This is a genomic window from Pseudomonas sp. B6001 (assembly GCF_013386015.1).
Classification (GTDB): Bacteria; Pseudomonadota; Gammaproteobacteria; order Pseudomonadales; family Pseudomonadaceae; genus Aquipseudomonas.
Map to the genome: position 1 here is coordinate 325047 of NZ_JACAOX010000020.1, position 21130 is coordinate 346176.

The 21130-nt window shown below is 61.5% G+C and carries 22 protein-coding genes and 1 pseudogene; 20 read left to right on the top strand and 3 right to left on the bottom strand.

Annotation, left to right across the window (positions count from 1 at the left end):
* The first annotated feature begins 189 nt into the window (after window positions 1–189).
* From argS to HX821_RS23420, 9 genes are all read left to right on the top strand, one after another.
* Window positions 190–1926, top strand: a complete 1737-nt coding sequence (gene argS / locus HX821_RS23380) for an arginine--tRNA ligase (RefSeq protein WP_003209327.1) — start codon at window positions 190–192, stop codon at window positions 1924–1926.
* A 1-nt stretch (window position 1927) separates the two neighbouring features.
* The gene (locus tag HX821_RS23385; RefSeq protein WP_003209324.1) at window positions 1928–2632 is read left to right on the top strand and encodes an SPOR domain-containing protein; all 705 of its coding nucleotides are present in this window, start codon (window positions 1928–1930) and stop codon (window positions 2630–2632) included.
* A 256-nt stretch (window positions 2633–2888) separates the two neighbouring features.
* Window positions 2889–3419 carry an ATP-dependent protease subunit HslV gene (gene hslV / locus HX821_RS23390; protein WP_003209323.1) on the top strand — a complete coding sequence of 177 codons (531 nt, stop codon included), beginning with the start codon at window positions 2889–2891 and terminating at the stop codon, window positions 3417–3419.
* A gap of 38 nt (window positions 3420–3457) precedes the next feature.
* Window positions 3458–4795, top strand: coding sequence for an ATP-dependent protease ATPase subunit HslU (hslU, locus tag HX821_RS23395; protein ID WP_003209321.1), 1338 nt, complete (start codon window positions 3458–3460; stop codon window positions 4793–4795).
* Window positions 4796–4957: 162 nt separating this feature from the next.
* Entirely contained in the window at window positions 4958–5335 is a 378-nt protein-coding gene (locus HX821_RS23400; RefSeq protein WP_003209319.1) for a gamma-butyrobetaine hydroxylase-like domain-containing protein, read from the top strand.
* A 249-nt stretch (window positions 5336–5584) separates the two neighbouring features.
* Window positions 5585–7264 (top strand): class II poly(R)-hydroxyalkanoic acid synthase, encoded by a 1680-nt coding sequence (phaC, locus tag HX821_RS23405; protein ID WP_003209318.1) that lies wholly within the window; start codon window positions 5585–5587, stop codon window positions 7262–7264.
* 152 nt (window positions 7265–7416) lie between these two features.
* Entirely contained in the window at window positions 7417–8262 is an 846-nt protein-coding gene (phaZ, locus tag HX821_RS23410) for a poly(3-hydroxyalkanoate) depolymerase (protein ID WP_003209316.1), read from the top strand.
* Between the two features lie 101 nt (window positions 8263–8363).
* A complete protein-coding gene (gene phaC / locus HX821_RS23415) occupies window positions 8364–10046 on the top strand; it encodes a class II poly(R)-hydroxyalkanoic acid synthase (RefSeq protein ID WP_008439266.1) in 1683 nt (560 codons plus the stop codon).
* 27 nt (window positions 10047–10073) lie between these two features.
* The gene (locus tag HX821_RS23420; protein WP_003209312.1) at window positions 10074–10694 is read left to right on the top strand and encodes a TetR/AcrR family transcriptional regulator; all 621 of its coding nucleotides are present in this window, start codon (window positions 10074–10076) and stop codon (window positions 10692–10694) included.
* A gap of 171 nt (window positions 10695–10865) precedes the next feature.
* Here the strand turns inward: HX821_RS23420 and HX821_RS23425 are convergent, their stop codons facing one another.
* The 3 genes from HX821_RS23425 to HX821_RS23435 all read right to left on the bottom strand — a co-directional run bounded on the left by HX821_RS23425 (window position 10866) and on the right by HX821_RS23435 (window position 12704).
* Entirely contained in the window at window positions 10866–11888 is a 1023-nt protein-coding gene (locus HX821_RS23425; RefSeq protein ID WP_087692914.1) for a phasin family protein, read from the bottom strand.
* Window positions 11889–11900: 12 nt separating this feature from the next.
* Window positions 11901–12323 (bottom strand): phasin family protein, encoded by a 423-nt coding sequence (locus tag HX821_RS23430; protein WP_177036488.1) that lies wholly within the window; start codon window positions 12321–12323, stop codon window positions 11901–11903.
* A gap of 105 nt (window positions 12324–12428) precedes the next feature.
* Window positions 12429–12704 (bottom strand): polyhydroxyalkanoic acid system family protein, encoded by a 276-nt coding sequence (locus HX821_RS23435; protein WP_008439272.1) that lies wholly within the window; start codon window positions 12702–12704, stop codon window positions 12429–12431.
* Window positions 12705–12847: 143 nt separating this feature from the next.
* Between HX821_RS23435 and ubiE the strand changes: the two genes are divergently transcribed.
* The 11 genes and pseudogenes from ubiE (at window position 12848) to HX821_RS32070 (ending at window position 20959) form a co-directional block, all read left to right on the top strand.
* Window positions 12848–13618, top strand: a complete 771-nt coding sequence (gene ubiE, locus HX821_RS23440) for a bifunctional demethylmenaquinone methyltransferase/2-methoxy-6-polyprenyl-1,4-benzoquinol methylase UbiE (RefSeq protein WP_003209306.1) — start codon at window positions 12848–12850, stop codon at window positions 13616–13618.
* Window positions 13618–14241: an SCP2 domain-containing protein gene (locus tag HX821_RS23445; RefSeq protein ID WP_003209304.1), complete on the top strand. Its 624-nt coding sequence runs from the start codon at window positions 13618–13620 to the stop codon at window positions 14239–14241. Before ubiE ends, HX821_RS23445 begins: the two co-directional genes overlap by 1 nt.
* Window positions 14238–15842, top strand: coding sequence for a ubiquinone biosynthesis regulatory protein kinase UbiB (gene ubiB, locus HX821_RS23450; protein WP_003209302.1), 1605 nt, complete (start codon window positions 14238–14240; stop codon window positions 15840–15842). Before HX821_RS23445 ends, ubiB begins: the two co-directional genes overlap by 4 nt.
* 41 nt (window positions 15843–15883) lie before the next feature.
* The gene (gene hisI / locus HX821_RS23455) at window positions 15884–16276 is read left to right on the top strand and encodes a phosphoribosyl-AMP cyclohydrolase (RefSeq protein WP_003209300.1); all 393 of its coding nucleotides are present in this window, start codon (window positions 15884–15886) and stop codon (window positions 16274–16276) included.
* A gap of 2 nt (window positions 16277–16278) precedes the next feature.
* Window positions 16279–16611, top strand: a complete 333-nt coding sequence (locus HX821_RS23460) for a phosphoribosyl-ATP diphosphatase (RefSeq protein WP_008439273.1) — start codon at window positions 16279–16281, stop codon at window positions 16609–16611.
* Window positions 16612–16636: 25 nt separating this feature from the next.
* Window positions 16637–16915: a twin-arginine translocase TatA/TatE family subunit gene (locus HX821_RS23465; RefSeq protein ID WP_003209298.1), complete on the top strand. Its 279-nt coding sequence runs from the start codon at window positions 16637–16639 to the stop codon at window positions 16913–16915.
* Between the two features lie 10 nt (window positions 16916–16925).
* Complete coding sequence (tatB, locus tag HX821_RS23470; protein WP_003209296.1) at window positions 16926–17372, top strand: Sec-independent protein translocase protein TatB; 447 nt, start codon at window positions 16926–16928, stop codon at window positions 17370–17372.
* Window positions 17369–18160 carry a twin-arginine translocase subunit TatC gene (tatC, locus tag HX821_RS23475; protein ID WP_003209295.1) on the top strand — a complete coding sequence of 264 codons (792 nt, stop codon included), beginning with the start codon at window positions 17369–17371 and terminating at the stop codon, window positions 18158–18160. The genes tatB and tatC overlap by 4 nt, the downstream gene beginning before the upstream one ends.
* On the top strand, window positions 18157–18864 hold the full coding sequence (locus HX821_RS23480) for a 16S rRNA (uracil(1498)-N(3))-methyltransferase (protein ID WP_003209293.1): 708 nt from the start codon (window positions 18157–18159) through the stop codon (window positions 18862–18864). The genes tatC and HX821_RS23480 overlap by 4 nt, the downstream gene beginning before the upstream one ends.
* A 178-nt stretch (window positions 18865–19042) precedes the next feature.
* Window positions 19043–20101: pseudogene (locus HX821_RS32065) on the top strand (methyl-accepting chemotaxis protein); the annotation flags it as partial.
* A 144-nt stretch (window positions 20102–20245) separates the two neighbouring features.
* Window positions 20246–20959 carry a methyl-accepting chemotaxis protein gene (locus HX821_RS32070; RefSeq protein WP_371132926.1) on the top strand — a complete coding sequence of 238 codons (714 nt, stop codon included), beginning with the start codon at window positions 20246–20248 and terminating at the stop codon, window positions 20957–20959.
* Window positions 20960–21130: the final 171 nt, after the last annotated feature.

Genomic DNA, 21130 nt, shown 5'->3' on the forward strand with positions numbered 1-21130 from the left:
CCCAAAAAAGCCGGGAGCGCTACGCACTCCAGCGGGAGCAAGCTCCCTCGCCAGAGCAAGCTCCCTCGCCACAGGTTAATCGTCCGTCAAGGTCCCGCGAAGGTTGGCAAGCCCGCCCTCGCCACGGATAATGCCCAGTTTTTCCACCTGCGCATCGCGCGCCACCGCTTGCGGTCGAAAGAGAACACCATGAAAGACACCATTCGCCAGCTGATCCAACAAGCCCTCACCCAACTCGTCAACGAAGGTGTGTTGCCTGAAGGCCTGACGCCGGCGATCCAGGTGGAAAATACCCGCGACAAGACCCACGGTGATTTCGCCAGCAACATCGCGATGATGCTGGCCAAGCCGGCCGGCCTGAAGCCGCGCGACCTGGCGGAAAAAATCATCGCCGCGCTGCCGGCCGACCCGCAGGTAACCAAGGCTGAAATCGCCGGCCCAGGCTTCATCAACTTCTTCCAGAACACCCAGGCCCTGGCTTCGCGCCTGGACGCGGCCCTGGCCGACGCGAAAATCGGCGTGCGCAAGGCCGGCCCGGCACAGCGCGTGGCCATCGACCTGTCGGCACCGAACCTGGCCAAGGAAATGCACGTGGGCCACCTGCGCTCCACCATCATCGGTGACGGCGTGGCGCGGGTCCTGGAGTTCCTCGGCGATGACGTGATCCGCCAGAACCACGTGGGCGACTGGGGCACCCAGTTCGGCATGTTGATGGCCTATCTGCAGGAAAACCCGATCACCAGCAATGAGCTGTCGGACCTGGAGAACTTCTACCGCGCCGCCAAGAAGCGTTTCGACGAATCCGAAGAATTCGCCGACCGCGCCCGTGGCCTGGTGGTCAAGCTGCAAGCCGGCGATGCCGAATGCCTGGAACTGTGGGGCCGCTTCCGCGAGATCTCGCTGTCCCACTGCCAGGAAATCTACGAGCTGCTCAACGTCAAATTGACCATGGCCGACGTGATGGGCGAAAGCGCCTACAACGACGACCTGATCAACGTGGTCAACGACCTCAAGGCCAAGGGCCTGCTGGTTGAAAGCAACGGCGCGCAGTGCGTGTTCCTCGAAGAATTCAAGACCGCCGACGGCGACCCGCTGCCGGTGATCATCGTCAAGGCCGATGGCGGCTACCTCTACGCCACCACCGACCTGGCCGCCGTGCGCTACCGCAGCGGCGTGCTGAAAGCCGACCGTGCCCTGTATTTCGTTGACCAGCGCCAGGCCCTGCACTTCCAGCAAGTGTTCGAAGTGGCGCGCCGCGCCGGTTTCGTGACCCATCCGATGCAGATGGAACACATGGGCTTCGGCACCATGAACGGCGCCGATGGCCGCCCGTTCAAGACCCGTGACGGCGGCACCGTGAAGCTGATCGACCTGCTGAACGAAGCCCAGGACCGCGCCTACAACCTGGTGAAGGAAAAGAACCCGGAGCTGGCCGAAGCCGACCTGCGCAACATCGCCCGCGTCGTGGGGATTGGCGCGGTGAAATACGCCGACCTGTCCAAGCACCGCACCAGCGACTACAGCTTCAACTTCGAATTGATGCTCAACTTCGAAGGCAACACCGCGCCGTACCTGCTGTATGCCTACACGCGGGTGGCCGGTGTGTTCCGCAAGCTGGGCAAGGACTTCAGCGAAGTCGAAGGCCAGATCAACCTTGAGGCGCCACACGAGCAGGAACTGGCCGCCAAACTGGCGCAATTCGGCGAAGTGCTGAACAGCGTCGGCGAAAAAGGCACACCGCACATCCTCTGCACCTATTTGTACGAAGTCGCCGGTTTGTTCTCCAGCTTCTACGAGAACTGCCCGATCCTGACCGCAGACGACGAAGCCCAAAAGCAGAGCCGCCTGCGCCTCGCCGCACTGGCAGGACGGACCCTCAAGCAAGGCCTGGAATTGTTGGGCCTGGAAACTCTGGAGCGTATGTAAGTTGGCTGCCAAGAAAAAACCTGCACCCAAGCGCGGCGCCAGCCGCTACCAGGCACCGGCGAAGAAGCCTATTCCGGGCTGGTTGTGGATGGCCATCGGCCTGACGGTCGGCGCGTTTGTGGTGTTCCTGATGAAGCTCGACCCGGGCAAGGGCGATGACGTCAAACGGGTCAAGCAAGAACAGCAGAAGGCCACGAAAATGGCCGAGGCGAACAAGACACCGCCTAGCCCGACTGCGCCGGTGAAGCCGAAATACGACTTCTACACGCTGCTGCCGGAATCGGAAGTGATCGTGCCGCCGGACGCCGTGCCGGAGAAAACCCTGCCGACGCCGCAGCCGGTGCCGACTACGCCGGTTACCCCGGCGGAAGCAGCGAAGATCGACACGGCCCGGGCCCAGGCTGCGCTGGCCGGGATTACCCCGCCGCCACCGCCGCCGGTCGCCACCACCAAGGCCGCGCCCGTGACCAAGTTCTTCCTGCAGGCGGGCTCGTTCCCGAAACAGGCGGATGCGGACCGTGTGCGCGCGCAGATTATTCTGTTGGGGCAGGCGGTGACGGTGGAGTCCGGGACGGTTAAGGATGCGACCTGGTATCGCGTGCTGGTGGGGCCGTTCAGCAACCGTGAACAGCTGACCGTGGCGCAGAAGCAACTGGCCGGCGCCGGGTTTAGCAACCTGTTGTTACAACAACGCCAGAGCCGCTGATTCCGGAAACAGCATCGGGTTAATGTGGGAGCGGGCTTGCTCGCGAATGCGGTAGATCAGTCAATATTTTAGGTGACTGACACACCGCATTCGCGAGCAAGCCCGCTCCCACATTTGATTTTCATCGGCCTCAGGACCGGGTCCGACACATAAACACCACTCGTCCGCCCTCCCGTCCTACAGTTGAAATCCCCCCCGCCACCCCCATATGAGTTCCATCAGGGCATTTTCGCCCCGCAGCGTGGAGACTCTCCCCTTGACCACCATCGTTTCAGTTCGCCGCCACGGCAAAGTCGTCATGGGCGGCGACGGCCAGGTTTCACTTGGCAATACCGTGATGAAAGGCAACGCGAAAAAAGTCCGTCGCCTGTACCACGGCCAGGTCCTCGCCGGTTTCGCCGGCGCCACCGCTGACGCCTTTACCCTGTTCGAGCGCTTTGAAGGCCAACTTGAGAAGCACCAGGGCCATCTGGTCCGTGCCGCCGTCGAACTCGCCAAAGAATGGCGCACCGACCGCTCCCTCAGCCGCCTGGAAGCCATGTTGGCCGTCGCCAACAAAGACGCCTCGCTGATCATCACCGGCAACGGCGACGTGGTTGAACCCGAAGAAGGCCTGATCGCCATGGGTTCCGGCGGCGGTTACGCCCAGGCCGCTGCCAGCGCCCTGCTGAAGAAAACCGACCTGTCGGCCCGGGAAATCGTCGAGACGGCCCTGGGTATCGCTGGCGACATCTGTGTCTTCACCAACCACAACCTGACCATTGAGGAGCAGGACCTCGCCGAATAAGCCGCAGGCTTATTCCCGCTTGAGGACCGCCAATTACTATGTCCATGACTCCCCGCGAAATCGTCCATGAACTCAATCGCCATATCATCGGCCAGGACGATGCCAAGCGCGCCGTTGCCATCGCCCTGCGTAACCGCTGGCGCCGGATGCAACTGCCCGAAGAATTGCGCGTTGAAGTAACCCCCAAGAACATCCTGATGATCGGCCCGACCGGTGTCGGTAAAACCGAGATCGCCCGGCGCCTGGCCAAGCTGGCCAATGCTCCGTTCATCAAGGTCGAAGCCACCAAGTTCACCGAAGTGGGCTATGTGGGCCGTGACGTCGAGTCGATCATTCGTGACCTGGCCGACGCTGCCCTGAAGCTGCTGCGCGAACAGGAAATGACCAAGGTCAGCCATCGCGCCGAAGACGCCGCCGAAGAACGCATCCTCGACGCCCTGCTGCCACCGGCACGCATGGGCTTCAACGAAGACGCCGCACCGAGCTCGGATTCCAACACCCGCCAGCTGTTCCGCAAGCGCCTGCGTGAAGGCCAGCTGGACGACAAGGAAATCGAGATCGAAGTCGCCGAAGTGTCCGGCGTCGACATCTCCGCACCGCCTGGCATGGAAGAAATGACCAGCCAGTTGCAGAACCTGTTCGCCAACATGGGCAAAGGCAAGAAGAAAAGCCGCAAGCTCAAGGTGAAGGAAGCGCTGAAACTGGTGCGCGACGAAGAGGCCGGGCGCCTGGTCAATGAGGAAGAACTCAAGGCCAAGGCCCTGGAAGCGGTCGAGCAGCACGGCATCGTGTTTATCGACGAGATCGACAAGGTGGCCAAGCGCGGTAATTCCGGCGGGGTCGATGTGTCCCGCGAAGGCGTGCAGCGCGACCTGCTGCCGCTGATCGAAGGCTGCACCGTCAACACCAAGCTGGGCATGGTCAAGACCGACCACATCCTGTTTATCGCGTCCGGTGCGTTCCACCTGAGCAAGCCAAGCGACCTGGTGCCGGAGCTGCAAGGCCGCCTGCCGATTCGCGTTGAGCTGAAAGCGCTGACGCCGGGCGATTTCGAACGCATCCTCAGCGAGCCGCATGCGTCGCTGACCGAGCAATACCGCGAGCTGCTGAAAACCGAAGGCCTGGGGATTGAGTTCCTGCCGGACGGTATCAAGCGTCTGGCGGAGATTGCCTGGCAGGTCAACGAGAAGACCGAGAACATCGGTGCCCGTCGCTTGCACACCCTGCTTGAGCGCCTGCTGGAGGAAGTGTCCTTCAGTGCCGGCGACATGGCGGGCGCGCAGAATGGCGTGGCAATCAAGATCGACGCCGACTACGTCAACAGCCACCTGGGCGAATTGGCGCAGAACGAAGATCTGTCTCGTTATATCCTGTAAGCCTCACGCAGGAACCGCTCTGCTTTAATGTGGGAGCGGGCTTGCTCGCGAATGCGGTGGGTCAGTCACAATTGCATGAACTGACCCACCGCATTCGCGAGCAAGCCCGCTCCCACAGTTTAAAGCCGGTTCCTTCAGGATCATCTCTGAGCGGTTCCCCAAATGACCAAACTGCCTACCGCCATCAACCTGCACAAAGCCTCCAGGACCCTGGGCCTCACCTACGGTCCCGACGAGGTGTATCAACTGCCCGCCGAATTCCTTCGCGTGCACTCCCCCTCCGCCGAGGTCCAGGGCCACGGCAAACCGATCCTGCAATTCGGCAAGCTCAATGTCGGCTTGACCAAGATCGAACCCGCCGGCCAATACGCACTGAAATTGACCTTCGACGATGGCCATGACAGCGGATTGTTCACCTGGGACTACCTCTATCAACTTGCCGTGCGTCAGGACGCGCTGTGGGCTGACTATCTTGCCGAGCTGAAAGCCGCCGGAAAAACCCGCGACCCGAGCCAGTCGGTCGTGCGGCTGATGCTCTAGCCCAGGCCTCTTGCTCATTAGTGGGCATTTTCTAATTCCATCTGCTTGAATGCCCCTCTGTCGTGGCCAACGATTGGCCCGCTTGCGAAAAAAATTAAACTCGGGTAACCAATGGAACTGGCAAGTTCCCTGCATTTGACGATGCGGTATTAACGGTCACCCGAGCAGTAGTACCAGGCTGTGCTGTGTGGCAAGTAGTGGTACACAGCGGTACCCGGTACTCGTCTGTCGGACAATGGAGCGTCGTAGATGAGTAACAAGAACAACGATGACTTGAAACGCCAGGCCTCGGAAAACACCCTGGGGCTGAACCCGATCATCGCGTTACGGAAAAAGGATTTACTGGCATCCGCTCGGATGGTGCTGACCCAGGCCATCAAACAACCGTTGCACAGCGTCAAGCATGTCGCCCATTTCGGCGTCGAATTGAAGAACGTGGTGTTCGGCAAATCACAGCTGACACCCGAGGCCGACGACCGTCGTTTCAACGACCCGGCGTGGACCCAGAACCCGCTCTACAAACGTTACCTGCAAACCTACCTGGCGTGGCGCAAGGAGCTGCACGACTGGATCGGTGACAGCAACCTGTCGGAACACGACATCAGCCGCGGCCACTTCGTCATCAACCTGATGACCGAAGCCATGGCGCCCACCAACAGCGCAGCCAACCCGGCGGCGGTCAAACGCTTCTTTGAAACCGGCGGCAAGAGCCTGCTGGATGGCCTGTCCCACCTGGCCAAGGACATGGTGCACAACGGCGGCATGCCAAGCCAGGTCAACATGGGCGCCTTTGAAGTGGGCAAGAGCCTGGGCACCACCGAAGGCGCCGTGGTGTTTCGCAACGATGTGCTGGAGCTGATCCAGTACCGGCCGATCACCGAGCAGGTGCACGAACGCCCGCTGCTGGTGGTGCCGCCGCAGATCAACAAGTTCTATGTATTCGACCTGAGCCCGGACAAGAGCCTGGCGCGGTTCTGCCTGCGCAATAACCAGCAGACGTTTATCGTCAGTTGGCGCAACCCGACCAAGGCCCAGCGCGAGTGGGGCCTGTCGACCTACATCGAGGCGCTGAAAGAAGCGGTGGATGTGGTGAGCGCGATCACCGGCAGCAAAGACATCAACATGCTTGGCGCCTGCTCCGGCGGCATCACCTGCACCGCCCTGCTGGGCCACTACGCGGCGCTGGGCGAGAAGAAGGTCAACGCCCTGACCCTGCTGGTGAGCGTGCTGGACACCACCCTGGACACCCAGGTGGCGTTGTTCGTCGACGAACAGACCCTGGAAGCGGCCAAGCGCCATTCCTACCAGGCCGGTGTGCTGGAAGGCCGCGACATGGCCAAGGTGTTTGCCTGGATGCGCCCCAATGACCTGATCTGGAACTACTGGGTCAACAACTACCTGCTGGGCAACGAGCCACCGGTGTTCGACATCCTGTTCTGGAACAACGACACCACCCGCTTGCCGGCCGCGTTCCATGGCGACCTGATCGAACTGTTCAAGAACAATCCCTTGGTGCGCGCCAATGCCCTGGAAGTGTGCGGCACGCCGATCGACCTGAAGCAGGTCACTGCCGATATTTATTCTTTGGCCGGCACCAACGACCACATCACACCGTGGCAGTCCTGCTACAAGTCGGCGCAGCTGTTTGGCGGCAAGGTGGAGTTTGTGCTGTCCAGCAGCGGGCATATCCAGAGCATTCTGAACCCGCCGGGCAATCCAAAATCGCGTTACCAGACCAGCGATACAATGCCGGGCAAGGCCCTGGACTGGCAGGAGAACGCCACCAAGCACACCGATTCGTGGTGGTTGCATTGGCAGGCGTGGCAGGCGGAGCGGTCGGGCAAGTTGAAGAAGGCGCCTGCGAACCTGGGCAACAAGACTTATGCAGCGGCGGAAGCGGCGCCGGGCACATACGTTCACGAAAGGTAGGCGGGAATGGGATCAAATGTGGGAGCTGGCTTGCCTGCGATGGCATCAACTCGGTGTGCCTGATACACCGTAGCGTCTGCATCGCAGGCAAGCCAGCTCCCACATTGACCGTGTTCCCGCAGGGAAATAGCGCCATTTTGCAGGGTAAGCCCATGCCGCAACCGTTCATCTTCCGTACCATCGACCTGGATGGCCAAGCTATCCGCACGGCGGTACGCCCGGGCAAGCCTCACTTGACGCCGCTGCTGATTTTCAATGGCATCGGCGCCAACCTTGAGCTGGTGTTTCCGTTCGTCCAGGCCCTGGACCCGGACCTGGAAGTGATTGCCTTTGATGTGCCAGGCGTCGGCGGCTCGTCGACCCCCAGCCGGCCTTATCGCTTTCCCGGCCTGGCCAAACTCACCGCGCGCATGCTCGATTACCTGGACTATGGCCAGGTCAACGCGGTGGGCGTTTCCTGGGGCGGCGCGCTGGCGCAGCAGTTCGCCTATGACTATCCGGAACGCTGCAAGAAGCTGATTCTGGCCGCCACCGCCGCCGGTGCCTTCATGGTGCCGGGCAAGCCGAAAGTCTTGTGGCTGATGGCCAGCCCCCGGCGTTATATCCAACCGTCCCACGTGGTGCGCATTGCACCGATGATCTACGGCGGCTCCTTCCGTCGGGATTCGAAACTGGCCGCCGAACACGCGAGCAAAGTGCGTTCGGCGGGCAAGCTGGGTTACTACTGGCAACTGTTCGCCGGGCTTGGCTGGACCAGCATCCACTGGCTGCACAAGATCAAGCAGCCGACCCTGGTGCTGGCCGGCGACGACGACCCGCTGATCCCGCTGATCAACATGCGCATGCTGGCCTGGCGCATTCCCAACGCCCAACTGCACATCATCGACGACGGCCATCTGTTCCTGATTACCCGGGCCGAGGCCGTGGCGCCGATCATCATGAAGTTTCTCCAGGAGGAACGCCTGAGGGCGGTGATTCACCCGCAACCCGCACTTTAGACGGCAGCGGTCAGGACGACCGCGCCGCGCAACTTGGCCAGAACCGACTATGGTTCTGAATTGGCGTGCTTGTTGATGGCTTGACGAAGGAGTGTTGGCGCATGCGAGAAAGACCCGTATCGAACCCGGTGCCCACACCCGCCGCGTTCATCAATATTGAAAGTGCGATCACCGGCCTGCGCGGCCGGGATTTGCTCTCGACCCTGCGCAGCGTCGCCGCACACGGCTTGCGCAACCCGGTGCACACCGCCCGTCACGCCTTGAAGTTGGGCGGGCAATTGGGCCGCGTGCTGCTCGGGGAAACGGTGCACGAGCCGAACCCGAAGGACAGCCGCTTCGCCGACCCGACCTGGCAGCTCAACCCGTTTTATCGGCGCAGCCTGCAAGCCTACCTGAGCTGGCAAAAACAGACTCGCCACTGGATCGACGACAGCAACCTCAGCGCCGACGACCAGGCGCGGGCGCACTTTGCCTTTGCCCTGCTCAACGATGCGGTGTCGCCATCCAACACCCTGCTCAACCCGCTGGCGATCAAGGAGCTGCTCAACTCCGGCGGCAACAGCGTGGTGCGTGGCGTCAGCAACCTGTTCGACGACCTGCTGCACAACAACGGCTTGCCGCGCCAGGTCACCAAGCAGGCCTTTGAAGTCGGCAAGACGGTGGCCACCACACCCGGTTCGGTGGTGTTTCGCAATGAACTGCTGGAGCTGATCCAGTACAAGCCCATGAGCGAAAAACAGTACGCCAAGCCGCTGCTGGTGGTGCCGCCGCAAATCAACAAGTACTACATTTTCGACCTGAGCCCGAACAACAGCTTCGTCCAGTTCGCCCTGAAAAATGGCCTGCAAGTGTTTATGGTCAGCTGGCGCAACCCGGATGTACGCCACCGCGAATGGGGCTTGTCCACCTACGTCGCGGCTTTGGAAGAAGCGCTGAACGTAACCCGCGCAATCACCGGCGCCCGTGAGGTCAACCTGATGGGCGCCTGCGCCGGTGGCCTGACCATCGCCGCGCTGCAAGGCCATCTGCAGGCCAAGCGCCAGCTGCGCCGCATCTCCAGCGCCAGCTACCTGGTGAGCCTGCTGGACAGCCAGATCGACAGCCCCGCCACCCTGTTTGCCGACGAACAGACGCTGGAAGCCGCCAAGCGCCGCTCTTACCAGCAAGGCGTACTCGACGGCCGGGACATGGCCAAGGTATTCGCCTGGATGCGTCCCAACGACCTGATCTGGAACTACTGGATCAACAATTACCTGCTGGGCAAGGAACCGCCGGCCTTCGACATCCTGTACTGGAACAACGACAACACCCGCCTGCCCGCCGCGCTGCATGGCGACTTGCTGGACTTCTTCAAGCACAACCCGCTGAGCCATCCCGGCGGCCTGGAGGTGTGCGGCACGCCCGTCGACTTACAGAAGGTCACGGTGGACAGTTTCAGCGTGGGCGGCATCAACGACCACATCACGCCGTGGGACGCGGTGTACCGCTCCACCCAGCTGCTGGGCGGCGACAAGCGCTTCATTCTGTCCAACAGCGGGCATGTCCAGAGCATCCTCAACCCGCCGGGCAACCCCAAGGCCAACTACGTCGAGAACCTCAAGCTGAGCAGCGACCCGCGCGCCTGGTACTACGACGCCAATCATGTCGAGGGCAGCTGGTGGCCCAACTGGCTGGCGTGGATCCAGCAGCGCTCCGGTGTGCAGCGCGAAACACTGACCGCCCTGGGCAACCAGAATTACCCACCGATGGAAGCGGCGCCGGGCACCTATGTGCGAGTCCGCTGAGCCCCACGACGACTTTAAGAAGACTGGATGAAGACCCGCGACCGTATCCTTGAATGTGCCTTGCAGTTGTTCAACCACAAGGGCGAGCCGAACGTGTCGACCATGGAGGTGGCCAATGAAATGGGGATCAGCCCCGGCAATCTCTATTACCACTTCCATGGCAAGGAACCGTTGGTGCTCGGGCTGTTCGAGCGCTTTCAAAACGAATTGGCGCCGTTGCTCGATCCGCCGGAAGACGCACAACTGGCGGCCGAGGATTACTGGCTGTTCCTGCACCTGATCGTGGAGCGCATGGCGCACTATCGGTTTCTGTTCCAGGACCTGTCGAACCTGGCGGGCCGCCTGCCGAAACTGGCCAAGGGCATCCGCAACCTGCTGACGGCGCTCAAGCGCACGCTGGCCTCGTTGCTGGCCCGCCTCAAGACGGATGGGCAACTGGTCAGTGAAACCCAGGCGCTGGGGCAGTTGGTGGAACAGATCACCATGACCTTGCTGTTTTCCCTGGACTACCAGCGGATTCTCGACCGAGAAGGTGAGGTGCGGGTGGTGGTGTACCAGATCATGATGCTGGTGGCCCCGCATCTGCTGATGCCGGCGAGGCTGGCGACAGAGAGGTTGGCGCTGCGCTACCTGGACGACGCGGACTAAAATGTGGGAGCGGGCTTGCTCGCGAAAGCGGAGTGTCAGTCAATACATGTGTGACTGATCCACCGCTTTCGCGAGCAAGCCCGCTCCCACATTGGATTTGTGTTGTTCTGTAGATTCCATAAAAAACGCCCGACCTTCGCAGGCCGGGCGTTTTTATGTGTCCCGTAAAAATCAGGACTGACTGGTAGGCGTCGGGCTTGCCGGCGTTGCAGTCGGGGTAGCAGCAGGCGTCGGTGGCGTGACCGAGTTGGTCGCCGGCGCTGCAGTTGCAGGCTTGGCCGCTACCGCTGGCTTCGGCGCTGCTGGCTTTTTGGCTACGGCCGGCTTCTTCGCCGCAGCCGGTTTTGCAGCTGGCTTGGCCGCTGCAGGTTTTGCAGCCGCAGGCTTGGCGGCGGGTTTGGCAGCAACCGGCTTGGCTGCAGGTTTCGCAGCGGCTGGCTTGGCAGCAGGCTTCGCTGCAGCAGGTTTGGCGGCAGCGGTTTTCGCCGCTGGCTTGGCTGCTGCTTTTGCTGCCGGCTTGGCTGCAGGTTTCGCCGCAGGTTTTGCAGCTGCTTTAGCGGCCACTGGTTTAGCGGCAGGCTTGGCGGCCGGTTTAGCCGCTGCGGTTTTCGCCGCAGGCTTGGCAGCCGGTTTTGCAGCAGCTTTGGCCGGCGCCTTGGCGGCGGGCTTGGCTGCCGGTTTGGCGGCGGCCTTGACCAGCGGTTTAGCGGCGGTTTTAGCAGCAGGCTTGGCCGCTGCAGTTTTTGCGGCAGGCTTGGCAGCCGGTTTAGCCGCTGCAGTTTTAGCCGCAACTGGCGCAGCTTTAAGGCCAGTGAGTTTTTCGATTTGCCTGGTCAAGGTATCGACCTTGCTGTGCAGCGCTTTCACTTCAGTACGGCTAGGTACGCCCAGTCGCGAAATGGCACTGTTCAGGCGCTTGTCAAAAGCCCCTTCCAGTTCGCCCCACTTGTCGCTGATACGTGATTTGGCAGAACCGGCGGAAGCCTTTGCCGCATCGACTTGTTTACCCACTGTGCTCTTGGTCAACTTCTCGGCCTTCTCGCCGTCTTTAACCAAAGTCTCGAAGTATTTACCGCCGTCACTGCTCACCTTCGAGTACACGCCTAAACCGGCCAGCCAGATCTTGCGGGAGTATTTTTCAACTTCCCCGATCCACGAGCTGCCTTCTTTATCAGTAGTCTTTTTACCAGCCATCCCGTTGTCTCCTTAGTGTTTACGCGCGACACGTTCGAGCAATGCCGTCAGCTCATCGAGCTTAGCAGAGAGTGTCTCCACGTCATGTTTAGACGGAATGCCGATCCGATTCAAGGCACTTCCAACACGACTATCAAAAGCGCTTTCAACTTTATCCAGTTGCACTTCGACTCGACCTTTGATGCCGAAGACTTCGCTCTTGACTTGATCAATCTGACTGTTGGCTGCATCAAGTTGTTCAATCACAACTTTTTTGCCTTTACTTTCAACATGTTGACCAGTCTTAACCAGCTCTTTGAAGTACTCGGTGCCCTCGCTTCCGACCTTGGCGTAAGCCCCCAAACCGGCCAGCCAGATCTTGCGGGCATAGGATTTAACGTCAGTCAGGGCGTTAGTTCCGGTAGCAATTTTTTTCTTCAAAATAACTTTGGCCATGGTGCACCTCACGCATAAAGGGGGGAGGAACTGCCCACAGAAGTTGGGGGCTTGGGCACAAAGTAGGCAGAAAAATTAGAATCGGCACCCTAAGAAGGTCGCAAATCAGGCCAGGGCTTTATCCAGTGCCTTCTCGATTTCGGACTTGATGGTGCCACTCATGGCCGACATCAACAGGCCCAGTTCGACTTCAATCCGCAGGGAATCTTCCGCCACTTTCACGGTGCCTTTAACGCCCGAACGTTTGAGGTTCAGTGTGTCGCCGGCCCAGGAAGACTCCAGGCCATATTGCTCCTTGAGTTTGCTCGCCAACTTGTCGGCTTTTTCTCGCGCAGCGTCTTTGCCCAGTGTGTGGGCACGTTCAACCTGTATACGGGCCATTTGAATGACTCCTCGTTATAGAGACTTGTCGACCCGCCATGCGGCAAAAGGTCTCGGTGACCACCTATCTTACCTTCAGCCTTGCCAAGACAAAGCATGCCTTGGGGATTAGAATGCCCCCATTCTCTTTTGGTGACAGCGATATGACTGATCAGCGCAAAGGCAGCGATGCCGAACCCACCACTCACTTCGGCTTCAAGAACGTCCCGGAAAGCCAGAAAGCGGAAAAAGTCGCCGAGGTGTTCCACTCGGTCGCCGCCAAGTACGACTTGATGAACGACGTGCTCTCCGGCGGCATGCACCGCCTGTGGAAGCGCTTCACCATTGAGTTGTCGGGTGTACGCACCGGCAACCGTGTGCTGGATATCGCAGGCGGCACGGGCGACCTGGCCGCCAAGTTCTCCAAGCTGGTGGGCCCCACCGGGCAGGTGGTACTGGCCGACATCAACGGCTCGATGCTCAAGGTCGGTCGTGATCGCCTGCTGGACAAAGGTGTGGCGGGCAATATCGAGTTCGTCCAGGCCGACGCTGAAAAGCTGCCGTTCCCGGACAACCACTTCGACTGCGTGACCATCGCCTTCGGCCTGCGTAACGTGACCCACAAGGAAGACGCACTGCGCTCGATGCTGCGCGTACTCAAGCCCGGCGGTCGCCTGCTGGTGCTGGAGTTCTCCAAGCCGACCAACGCACTGATGTCCAAGGTCTACGACACCTACTCGTTCGCCTTCATGCCGTTGATGGGCAAGCTGATCACCAATGACGCCGAAAGCTACCGCTACCTGGCCGAATCGATCCGCATGCACCCGAACCAGGAAACCCTGAAGTCGATGATGGTAGAGGCCGGTTTCGACCGCGTGACCTACCACAACATGACCTCGGGCATCGTCGCCCTGCACCGCGGCATCAAGCCCTGATGCTGTTCGCAGGCCTTCTCGCCAGCGTCGAACACGGCCTCAACCGTGTACTGCGCCTGGACAGCACCGCCCTGGCACGGCTGGCGCACCTGAACGGCAGGATCATCGCCGTCGACTGCACCAGCCCCGCCTTGCAGCTGTTTATCCTGCCCAGCGATGAAGGCCTGTTGCTGGCGTCCCACTGGGCCGCCGACGCCGACTGCACCCTGCGTGCTTCCGGCTCAAGCCTGCTGCGCCTGGCCCTGAGCCGGGACAAGACGGCGATCCTCCACGGCCCGGACGTGGAACTTGAAGGCGACAGCGCGGTGCTGATGGACCTGGCCGCCGTGCTGCAAGACCTGGAACTGGACTGGGAATACGAGCTGTCACGTTGGCTCGGCCCGGTGGCCACCCAACTGATCAGCGGTCATCTGCGCAGCCGCACGCGCTGGTACCAGCAGGGTTTCGCCAGCCTGAACCAGAACCTCGCCGAATACCTGAGCGAAGAATCGCGCACCCTGGTCGGACAACGGGAAGCGGAAGCGCGCTTTCGCGAACTCGACCAGGCCAAACTCGACCTGGAACGACTTGAGGCGCGCTTCGAGCGCCTGAGCCGCTCCCTTGATTCAAGCGATAACGCATGAAGCTGCTCGCCGTCCGCCGTTTGTTTCGTATCCAGCGCGTCGTAATCCGCTACCGCCTCGATGACCTGCTGTTCGCCCTGCCGCTGCCGTGGTTTCTGCTGGCGGTGCGCTATGTGCTGCCGTGGCGCTGGTTCCCGCGCAAGACCCTCGAGCTGAGCCGTGGCGCGCGCCTGCGCCTGGCGTTGCAGGACCTGGGGCCGATCTTCATCAAGTTCGGGCAGATCCTCTCCACCCGCCGCGACCTGTTGCCCGAAGATATCGCCGACGAGCTGATGCTGTTGCAGGACCGCGTGCCACCGTTCGACTCGCAACTGGCAGTCACGCTGATTGAAGAACAGCTGGGCAAGAAGATCAGCGAAGTCTTCAGCCGCTTCGACATCGCGCCGCTGGCCTCGGCCTCGGTGGCCCAGGTGCATGCCGCGCAACTGAAAAGCGGCGAAGAAGTGGTGGTGAAGGTGATCCGCCCGGGCCTCAAGCCGATCATCGGCCAGGACCTGGCGTGGCTGTTCATCCTCGCCCGCGCCGCCGAGCGCTTCTCTGCCGATGCGCGCCTGCTGCACCCGGTGGACGTGGTGCTGGACTACGAAAAAACCATCTACGACGAACTCGACCTGCTGCGCGAAGCGGCCAACGCCAGCCAGCTCAAGCGCAACTTCGAAGGCTCGCAGCTGCTGTACGTGCCGCAAGTCTATTGGGACTGGTGCCGCCCGAAAGTGCTGGTGATGGAGCGCATCTACGGCGTGCAGGTCACCGACCTCGCGACCCTGGCCGACCAGCGCACCGACATGAAGATGCTTGCCGAGCGCGGCGTGGAAATTTTCTTCACCCAGGTATTCCGCGACAGCTTCTTCCATGCCGACATGCACCCCGGCAACATCTTCGTCAGCACCGTGAACCCGTGGAGCCCGCAGTACATTGCGATCGACTGCGGCATCGTCGGCAGCCTGACCCCGGAAGACCAGGATTACCTGGCGCGCAACCTGTTCGCTTTCTTCAAGCGTGACTACCGCCGCGTGGCGCAGTTGCACATCGATTCGGGCTGGGTGCCGGCCGAAACCAAGCTCAACGAATTCGAAGCGGCGATCCGCACTGTGTGCGAGCCGATCTTTGAAAAACCGTTAAAGGATATTTCCTTCGGTCAGGTGCTGATGCGTCTGTTCCAGACGGCGCGGCGCTTCAATATGGAAGTGCAGCCGCAGCTGGTGCTGTTGCAAAAGACCCTGCTGAACATCGAAGGCCTGGGCCGCCAGCTGTACCCGGACCTCGACCTGTGGAACACCGCCCAGCCGTTCCTCGAGCGCTGGATGCGGGACCGTATCAGCCCGAAAACCCTGCTGGGCAACCTGCAAAGCCAGGTCGAGCAACTGCCGCACCTGGCCAACATGACCCGCGACCTGCTGGAGCGCATGTCCCAGCCCCACGCCAAGGACCCCGCACCGCCGTGGCACAAGCGCAAGGACGACTGGTTCCTGCGCCTGCTGGGCGCCGCGCACCTGGTGGGCGGTACGATACTGGCCGCCGGCGGGCCGCTGAATGAACTGGGCCACTGGCCGGCCGGCATCATGGTCGCGGTGGGCGTGTATCTGATCGTGCGTCGATAGCCAATCCGGTTATACACTGTCGCAAATTGCCGGAGCCGAAAATGAAAGACTGGCTGGACGAGATCAAGTGGGACAGTGACGGCCTGGTGCCGGCCATTGCCCAGGACTACAAGACCGGGCGCGTGCTGATGATGGCCTGGATGAACCGCGAGGCCCTGAGCCTGACCGCCGCCGAGAACCGCGCCATCTACTGGTCACGTTCCCGTGGCAAACTGTGGCGCAAGGGCGAAGAGTCCGGGCACGTGCAAACCCTGCATGAGATGCGCATCGACTGCGATGCCGATGTGGTGATCCTCAAGGTCGAGCAGATCGGCGATATCGCCTGTCACACCGGCCGTCACAGCTGCTTCTACCGCGTGTTCCAGAACGGCGAGTGGAAGACCGTCGAGCCCGTGCTCAAAGACCCGCACGCTATCTATTCGGCAGGACACTGAACATGAGCGATACCCTCAACCGTGTGGCCCAGGTGCTGGAAGACCGCAAAGGCGCGGACGCCGACAGCTCCTACGTCGCCAGCCTGTACCACAAGGGTCTGAACAAGATCCTGGAAAAACTCGGCGAAGAATCCGTCGAGACGATTATTGCGGCCAAGGACGCGCAAATCAGCGGCGACTGCAGCGACGTGATCTACGAAACTGCCGACTTGTGGTTCCACAGTCTGGTCATGCTCGCCCAACTGGGGCAGCATCCACAGGCAGTGCTTGATGAACTGGACCGTCGCTTCGGCTTGTCCGGGCATGCCGAAAAGGCCTCGCGCCCGTCCGTCTGACCAACTTTTACAGAGGAATTGCAGCATGGGCATTTTTGACTGGAAACACTGGATCGTCATTCTTGTGGTCGTTGTGCTGGTGTTCGGCACCAAGAAACTGAAAAACCTCGGCACCGACGTCGGTGAATCGATCAAGGGCTTTCGCAAGGCCATGAACGACGACGAAAAGCCTGCCGACCCGGCGGTCAATCCGGTGCCACCGGCGCAGCCTGTACACCCGCAGGCCACTCAGCCGATCACTGAACGTCGCACCTTCGACGTGCAGGCCGAGCACGTCAAAGAGCAGAACCAAAAAGACTCGTGAGTACTGAATAATGTTTGGTATCAGCTTCTCTGAACTGCTGCTCGTCGGCCTCGTGGCCCTGCTGGTACTGGGGCCGGAACGCCTGCCCGGTGCCGCGCGCACGGCCGGCCTGTGGATCGGGCGCCTGAAACGCAGTTTCAACGCCATCAAACAGGAAGTTGAACGGGAAATCGGCGCCGACGAGATTCGCCGGCAACTGCACAACGAACACATTCTGTCGTTGGAGCAGGAGGCACGGAAGATTCTCTCGCCGGTGCAGGAAACGCCCAAGCCGGTCGAGCCTGTGGCCGAGCATTCGATTGCTCCGCCCGCCGCACCCGCGCCTGCACCGGTCGCTGAACCCGTGCACGCCGTCGAGCCTGCGCCCACTGCGCCCGTGACCCCGACCGAACCCGCGCCGACACCTGCCGTGTCGCCCGCGCCCCACGACCCTACATTGCCGCCGCGAGCCCCATGAGCGCTGATAAACCGGAAACCGACCAGCACATGCCACTGGTCTCGCACCTCACCGAGTTGCGCACCCGCCTGCTGCGCTGTGTCGCGGCGATCTTCATCATCTTTGCCGGGCTGTTTGCCTTCACCCAGCAGATCTACACCTTCGTCTCCACGCCGCTGCGCAATTACCTGCCGGCCGGCGCGACGATGATCGCCACCGACGTGTCGTCACCGTTCCTCACGCCGTTGAAGCTGACGATGATGGTCTCGCTGTTCCTGGCGATCCCGGTGATCCTGCATCAGATCTGGGGCTTTATCGCGCCGGGCCTGTACAAGCATGAAAAACGCATCGCCGTGCCGCTGCTGGTGTCGAGCATCCTGCTGTTCTACACCGGGATGGCCTTTGCCTACTTCCTGGTGTTCCCGCTGATCTTCAAGTTCTTCGCCGCCGCCACCCCGGCCGGTGTGGAAATGATGACCGACATCACCAGCTACCTCGACTTCGTGATGACGCTGTTCTTCGCCTTTGGCGTGGCCTTCGAAATCCCGGTGGCCGTGGTGCTGCTGGTGTGGATCGGCGTGGTCGACGTCAAATACCTGAAGAAGATCCGCCCCTACGTGATCATCGGCTGCTTCGTGGTCGGCATGATCCTGACCCCGCCGGACATCTTCTCCCAGACCCTGCTGGCCGTACCCATGTGGATGCTGTTCGAGATTGGCATCCTGTTTGGCAGCCTGGTGAGCAAGCGTGGCGATCACCCCGATGACCAACCCGCCGACGACGACCAGCCGCCAGCGACCCAGCCGTGAACCTGCTGCTGCTTGAGGAGGCCGACTTTATCGCGGCCGACCGGGTGGTGCTGCGTGATCGGCGCCTGGTGCATATGCAGGAAGTCCACCGTGCCGCCGTAGGCGACAGCCTGCGGGTCGGACGGATTGGCGGTTTGATGGGCAACGCGCAGTTGCTGCGCCTGGAAGCCCGGGAAGCCGAGCTGGAAGTGACCTTCGACCAGCCGCCGCCGGCCAAGCTGCCCCTGACCCTGCTGCTGGCCCTGCCCCGTCCGAAAATGCTGCGCCGGGTGCTGCAAACCGTTGCGTCCATGGGCGTGCCGCGGGTGGTGCTGGTGAACAGCTATCGCGTGGAAAAGAGCTTCTGGCAGACGCCGTTCCTGGAGCCGGAAGCGATTCGCGAGCAATTGATCCTCGGCCTGGAACAGGCCCGGGACACAGTGCTGCCCGAGATCGTGATCGAAAAGCGCTTCAAGCCATTCGTCGAAGACCGCCTGCCCGCCATGGCGCAAGGCACCCTCGGCCTGATTGGTCACCCCGGCGACTATCCGCCCTGCCCTCGCGGGCTGGATGAGCCGGTCACCCTGGCCATCGGGCCGGAAGGCGGCTGGATTCCCTACGAGGTGGACCTGCTGGCCAAGGCCGGATTGCAGCCGGTGCAACTCGGCGCGCGCATCCTGAGAGTCGAAACCGCCGTCACCGCGCTGCTCGCCCGCCTTTTCTAACACCGCCCTCTCCTGTAGGAGCGAGCTTGCTCGCGAAAAACTCAAGGACACCGCGCTCACTCAGAATGCCCGCGTTATCGTTGACGACCTTCGCGAGCAAGCTCGCTCCTACAGAAACCTCCGAATCTGCCGATACGCTCTGAATAAGTCCAAGCCTTGTTCCAGGGGAGTTCGCAGCATGTATCGTTGGTTAGCCGAGAAACTGGGGAATGTCAGCGTCAACCGCAAGCTGAGCATAGGCTTCGGCCTGGTATTGGTCCTGACCCTATTGATCACCTTCACCGGCTGGACCGGCCTCAGCGGCGTGATCAGCCGTGGCGACAAGCTGGGCTACATCTCCAGCCTCAACGGGCTGACCAAGGACCTGCGCCTGGCGCGACTGGACTTCGAAATGCGCCGTGGCGAACAAGGCACCAGCGCGGTCAACGACCTGATCACCCAGCTGGACAGTGGCCTGAAAACCGCCGCAGACCTGATCGAGCAACCCGACGACAAGCTCGTGGTAGAGCAGCAACAGGATGCCTTGGGCCAATACAAAAAAGCCTTCGGCGCCATGGTGCAGGCCGGCCTCAAGCGTGAAGGCGCCCGCAGCAAACTGGGCGATACCGCCGACAACGCCGTCGCAAAAATCAACGAAGTGGAAAAATCCCTGCTGCAAGGCGACAGCGTCACCCTGTTCAACAGCGTGGTCGACCTGAGCAAACTGATCCAGCAAGCGCGCTTCCAGGTGCGCGGCTACACCTACAGCGGCAAGGTCGAGGCCGAACAGCCGGCGCTGGATGCCATCGACAACGCCCTGAAGAAAATCACCGACCTCAACGACCAGTTGCCCGAGCAATACCGGGCCAACCTGCAAGAGGCCAGCGCCTCGCTGCAGGCCTACCGCGCCGCCGTGAGCCAGTACCGCGACTCCCAGGTGGCCAGTGCCGCCGCGATGAAAATCATGGGCGAGCAGGGCGATATCCTGCTCGATCGCAGTAACAAACTCACCACTTCGCAAACCGTGGTGCGTGATACCGATGCCGCCCACGCCAAGAACCTGCTGTTACTGGCCACCACCCTCGCGCTGGCGTTTGGTGTACTCGCCGCCTGGGCCATTACCCGGCAGATCGTGATTCCATTGAACCAGACCCTCAAAGTCGCCGAACGCGTGGCGTCCGGCGACCTGAGCCACAACCTGATCTCCCTGCGCCAGGATGAACTGGGGCAGCTGCAACGGTCGATGCAAAGCATGACCGTGGGCCTGCGGGAGCTGATTGGCGGTATCAGCGACGGCGTCACCCAGATCGCCAGTGCCGCCGAGCAGCTATCGGCCGTTACCGAGCAGACCAGCGCCGGGGTCAACAGCCAGAAGGTCGAGACCGACCAGGTGGCCACCGCCATGAACGAAATGGCCGCTACCGTGCAGGAAGTCGCCCGTAACGCTGAAGAAGCCTCGGAAGCCGCCGTAGCCGCCGACCAGCAGGCCCGTGAAGGCGACAAGGTGGTCGGCGAGGCCATCGCCCAGATCGAGCGCCTGGCCAGCGAGGTGGGCAACTCCACCGAAGCCATGGGCCATCTCAAGCGTGAGAGCGACAAGATCGGCAGTGTGCTGGACGTCATCAAGTCGGTGGCCCAGCAAACCAACCTGCTGGCCCTTAACGCAGCGATTGAAGCGGCGCGCGCCGGTGAAGCCGGACGCGGTTTTGCGGTGGTTGCCGATGAAGTGCGCAGCCTGGCCCAGCGGACGCAGAAGTCCACCGAGGAAATCGAAGAGTTGATCGTCGGCCTGCAAAGCGGCACCCAGCAGGTGGCGACCATCATGGACAACAGTCGCGGCCTGACCGACAGCAGCGTCGAGCTGACCCGTCGGGCCGGCAACGCCCTGGAGAACATCACCCGTACCGTCTCGGCGATCCAGGCGATGAACCAGCAGATCGCCACCGCCGCCGAGCAGCAAAGCGCCGTGGCCGAAGAGATCAACCGCAGCGTGCTCAACGTGCGGGACGTTTCCGAACAAACCTCGGCGGCCAGCGAAGAAACTGCGGCTTCCAGTGCCGAGCTGGCGCGCCTGGGGGTTTACCTGCAAAGCCTGGTAGGTCGCTTCAAGGTCTGACCCGCTTGCGGCGGCCATCAGGGCCGCCGCTCCGACAATATGTGAAATTTCCTACGCGTTTTTCAGGTCGTGGATCACACACCTGGCGCCGAATAAAAGTAGCGTTTCAACTCCCCTGACCATTGTTGGCCGGACGCTTGAGACGCTCCTTTTGATTCGTTGGAGGTTCAC

Excerpts from the sequence above, each read along its gene's own strand:
- phaC (WP_003209318.1), top strand. The coding sequence starts at position 5,585 with ATGAGTAACAAGAACAACGATGACTTGAAACGCCAGGCCTCGGAAAAC.
- phaZ (WP_003209316.1), top strand. The coding sequence starts at position 7,417 with ATGCCGCAACCGTTCATCTTCCGTACCATCGACCTGGATGGCCAAGCT.
- phaC (WP_008439266.1), top strand. The coding sequence starts at position 8,364 with ATGCGAGAAAGACCCGTATCGAACCCGGTGCCCACACCCGCCGCGTTC.
- ubiB (WP_003209302.1), top strand. The coding sequence starts at position 14,238 with ATGAAGCTGCTCGCCGTCCGCCGTTTGTTTCGTATCCAGCGCGTCGTA.
- HX821_RS23430 (WP_177036488.1), bottom strand. The coding sequence starts at position 12,323 with ATGGCCAAAGTTATTTTGAAGAAAAAAATTGCTACCGGAACTAACGCC.
- tatC (WP_003209295.1), top strand. The coding sequence starts at position 17,369 with ATGAGCGCTGATAAACCGGAAACCGACCAGCACATGCCACTGGTCTCG.
- HX821_RS23425 (WP_087692914.1), bottom strand. The coding sequence starts at position 11,888 with ATGGCTGGTAAAAAGACTACTGATAAAGAAGGCAGCTCGTGGATCGGG.
- hisI (WP_003209300.1), top strand. The coding sequence starts at position 15,884 with ATGAAAGACTGGCTGGACGAGATCAAGTGGGACAGTGACGGCCTGGTG.
- HX821_RS23460 (WP_008439273.1), top strand. The coding sequence starts at position 16,279 with ATGAGCGATACCCTCAACCGTGTGGCCCAGGTGCTGGAAGACCGCAAA.
- HX821_RS23435 (WP_008439272.1), bottom strand. The coding sequence starts at position 12,704 with ATGGCCCGTATACAGGTTGAACGTGCCCACACACTGGGCAAAGACGCT.
- HX821_RS23445 (WP_003209304.1), top strand. The coding sequence starts at position 13,618 with ATGCTGTTCGCAGGCCTTCTCGCCAGCGTCGAACACGGCCTCAACCGT.
- HX821_RS23420 (WP_003209312.1), top strand. The coding sequence starts at position 10,074 with ATGAAGACCCGCGACCGTATCCTTGAATGTGCCTTGCAGTTGTTCAAC.
- argS (WP_003209327.1), top strand. The coding sequence starts at position 190 with ATGAAAGACACCATTCGCCAGCTGATCCAACAAGCCCTCACCCAACTC.
- HX821_RS32070 (WP_371132926.1), top strand. The coding sequence starts at position 20,246 with ATGAACGAAATGGCCGCTACCGTGCAGGAAGTCGCCCGTAACGCTGAA.
- hslU (WP_003209321.1), top strand. The coding sequence starts at position 3,458 with ATGTCCATGACTCCCCGCGAAATCGTCCATGAACTCAATCGCCATATC.
- HX821_RS23465 (WP_003209298.1), top strand. The coding sequence starts at position 16,637 with ATGGGCATTTTTGACTGGAAACACTGGATCGTCATTCTTGTGGTCGTT.
- tatB (WP_003209296.1), top strand. The coding sequence starts at position 16,926 with ATGTTTGGTATCAGCTTCTCTGAACTGCTGCTCGTCGGCCTCGTGGCC.
- ubiE (WP_003209306.1), top strand. The coding sequence starts at position 12,848 with ATGACTGATCAGCGCAAAGGCAGCGATGCCGAACCCACCACTCACTTC.
- HX821_RS23400 (WP_003209319.1), top strand. The coding sequence starts at position 4,958 with ATGACCAAACTGCCTACCGCCATCAACCTGCACAAAGCCTCCAGGACC.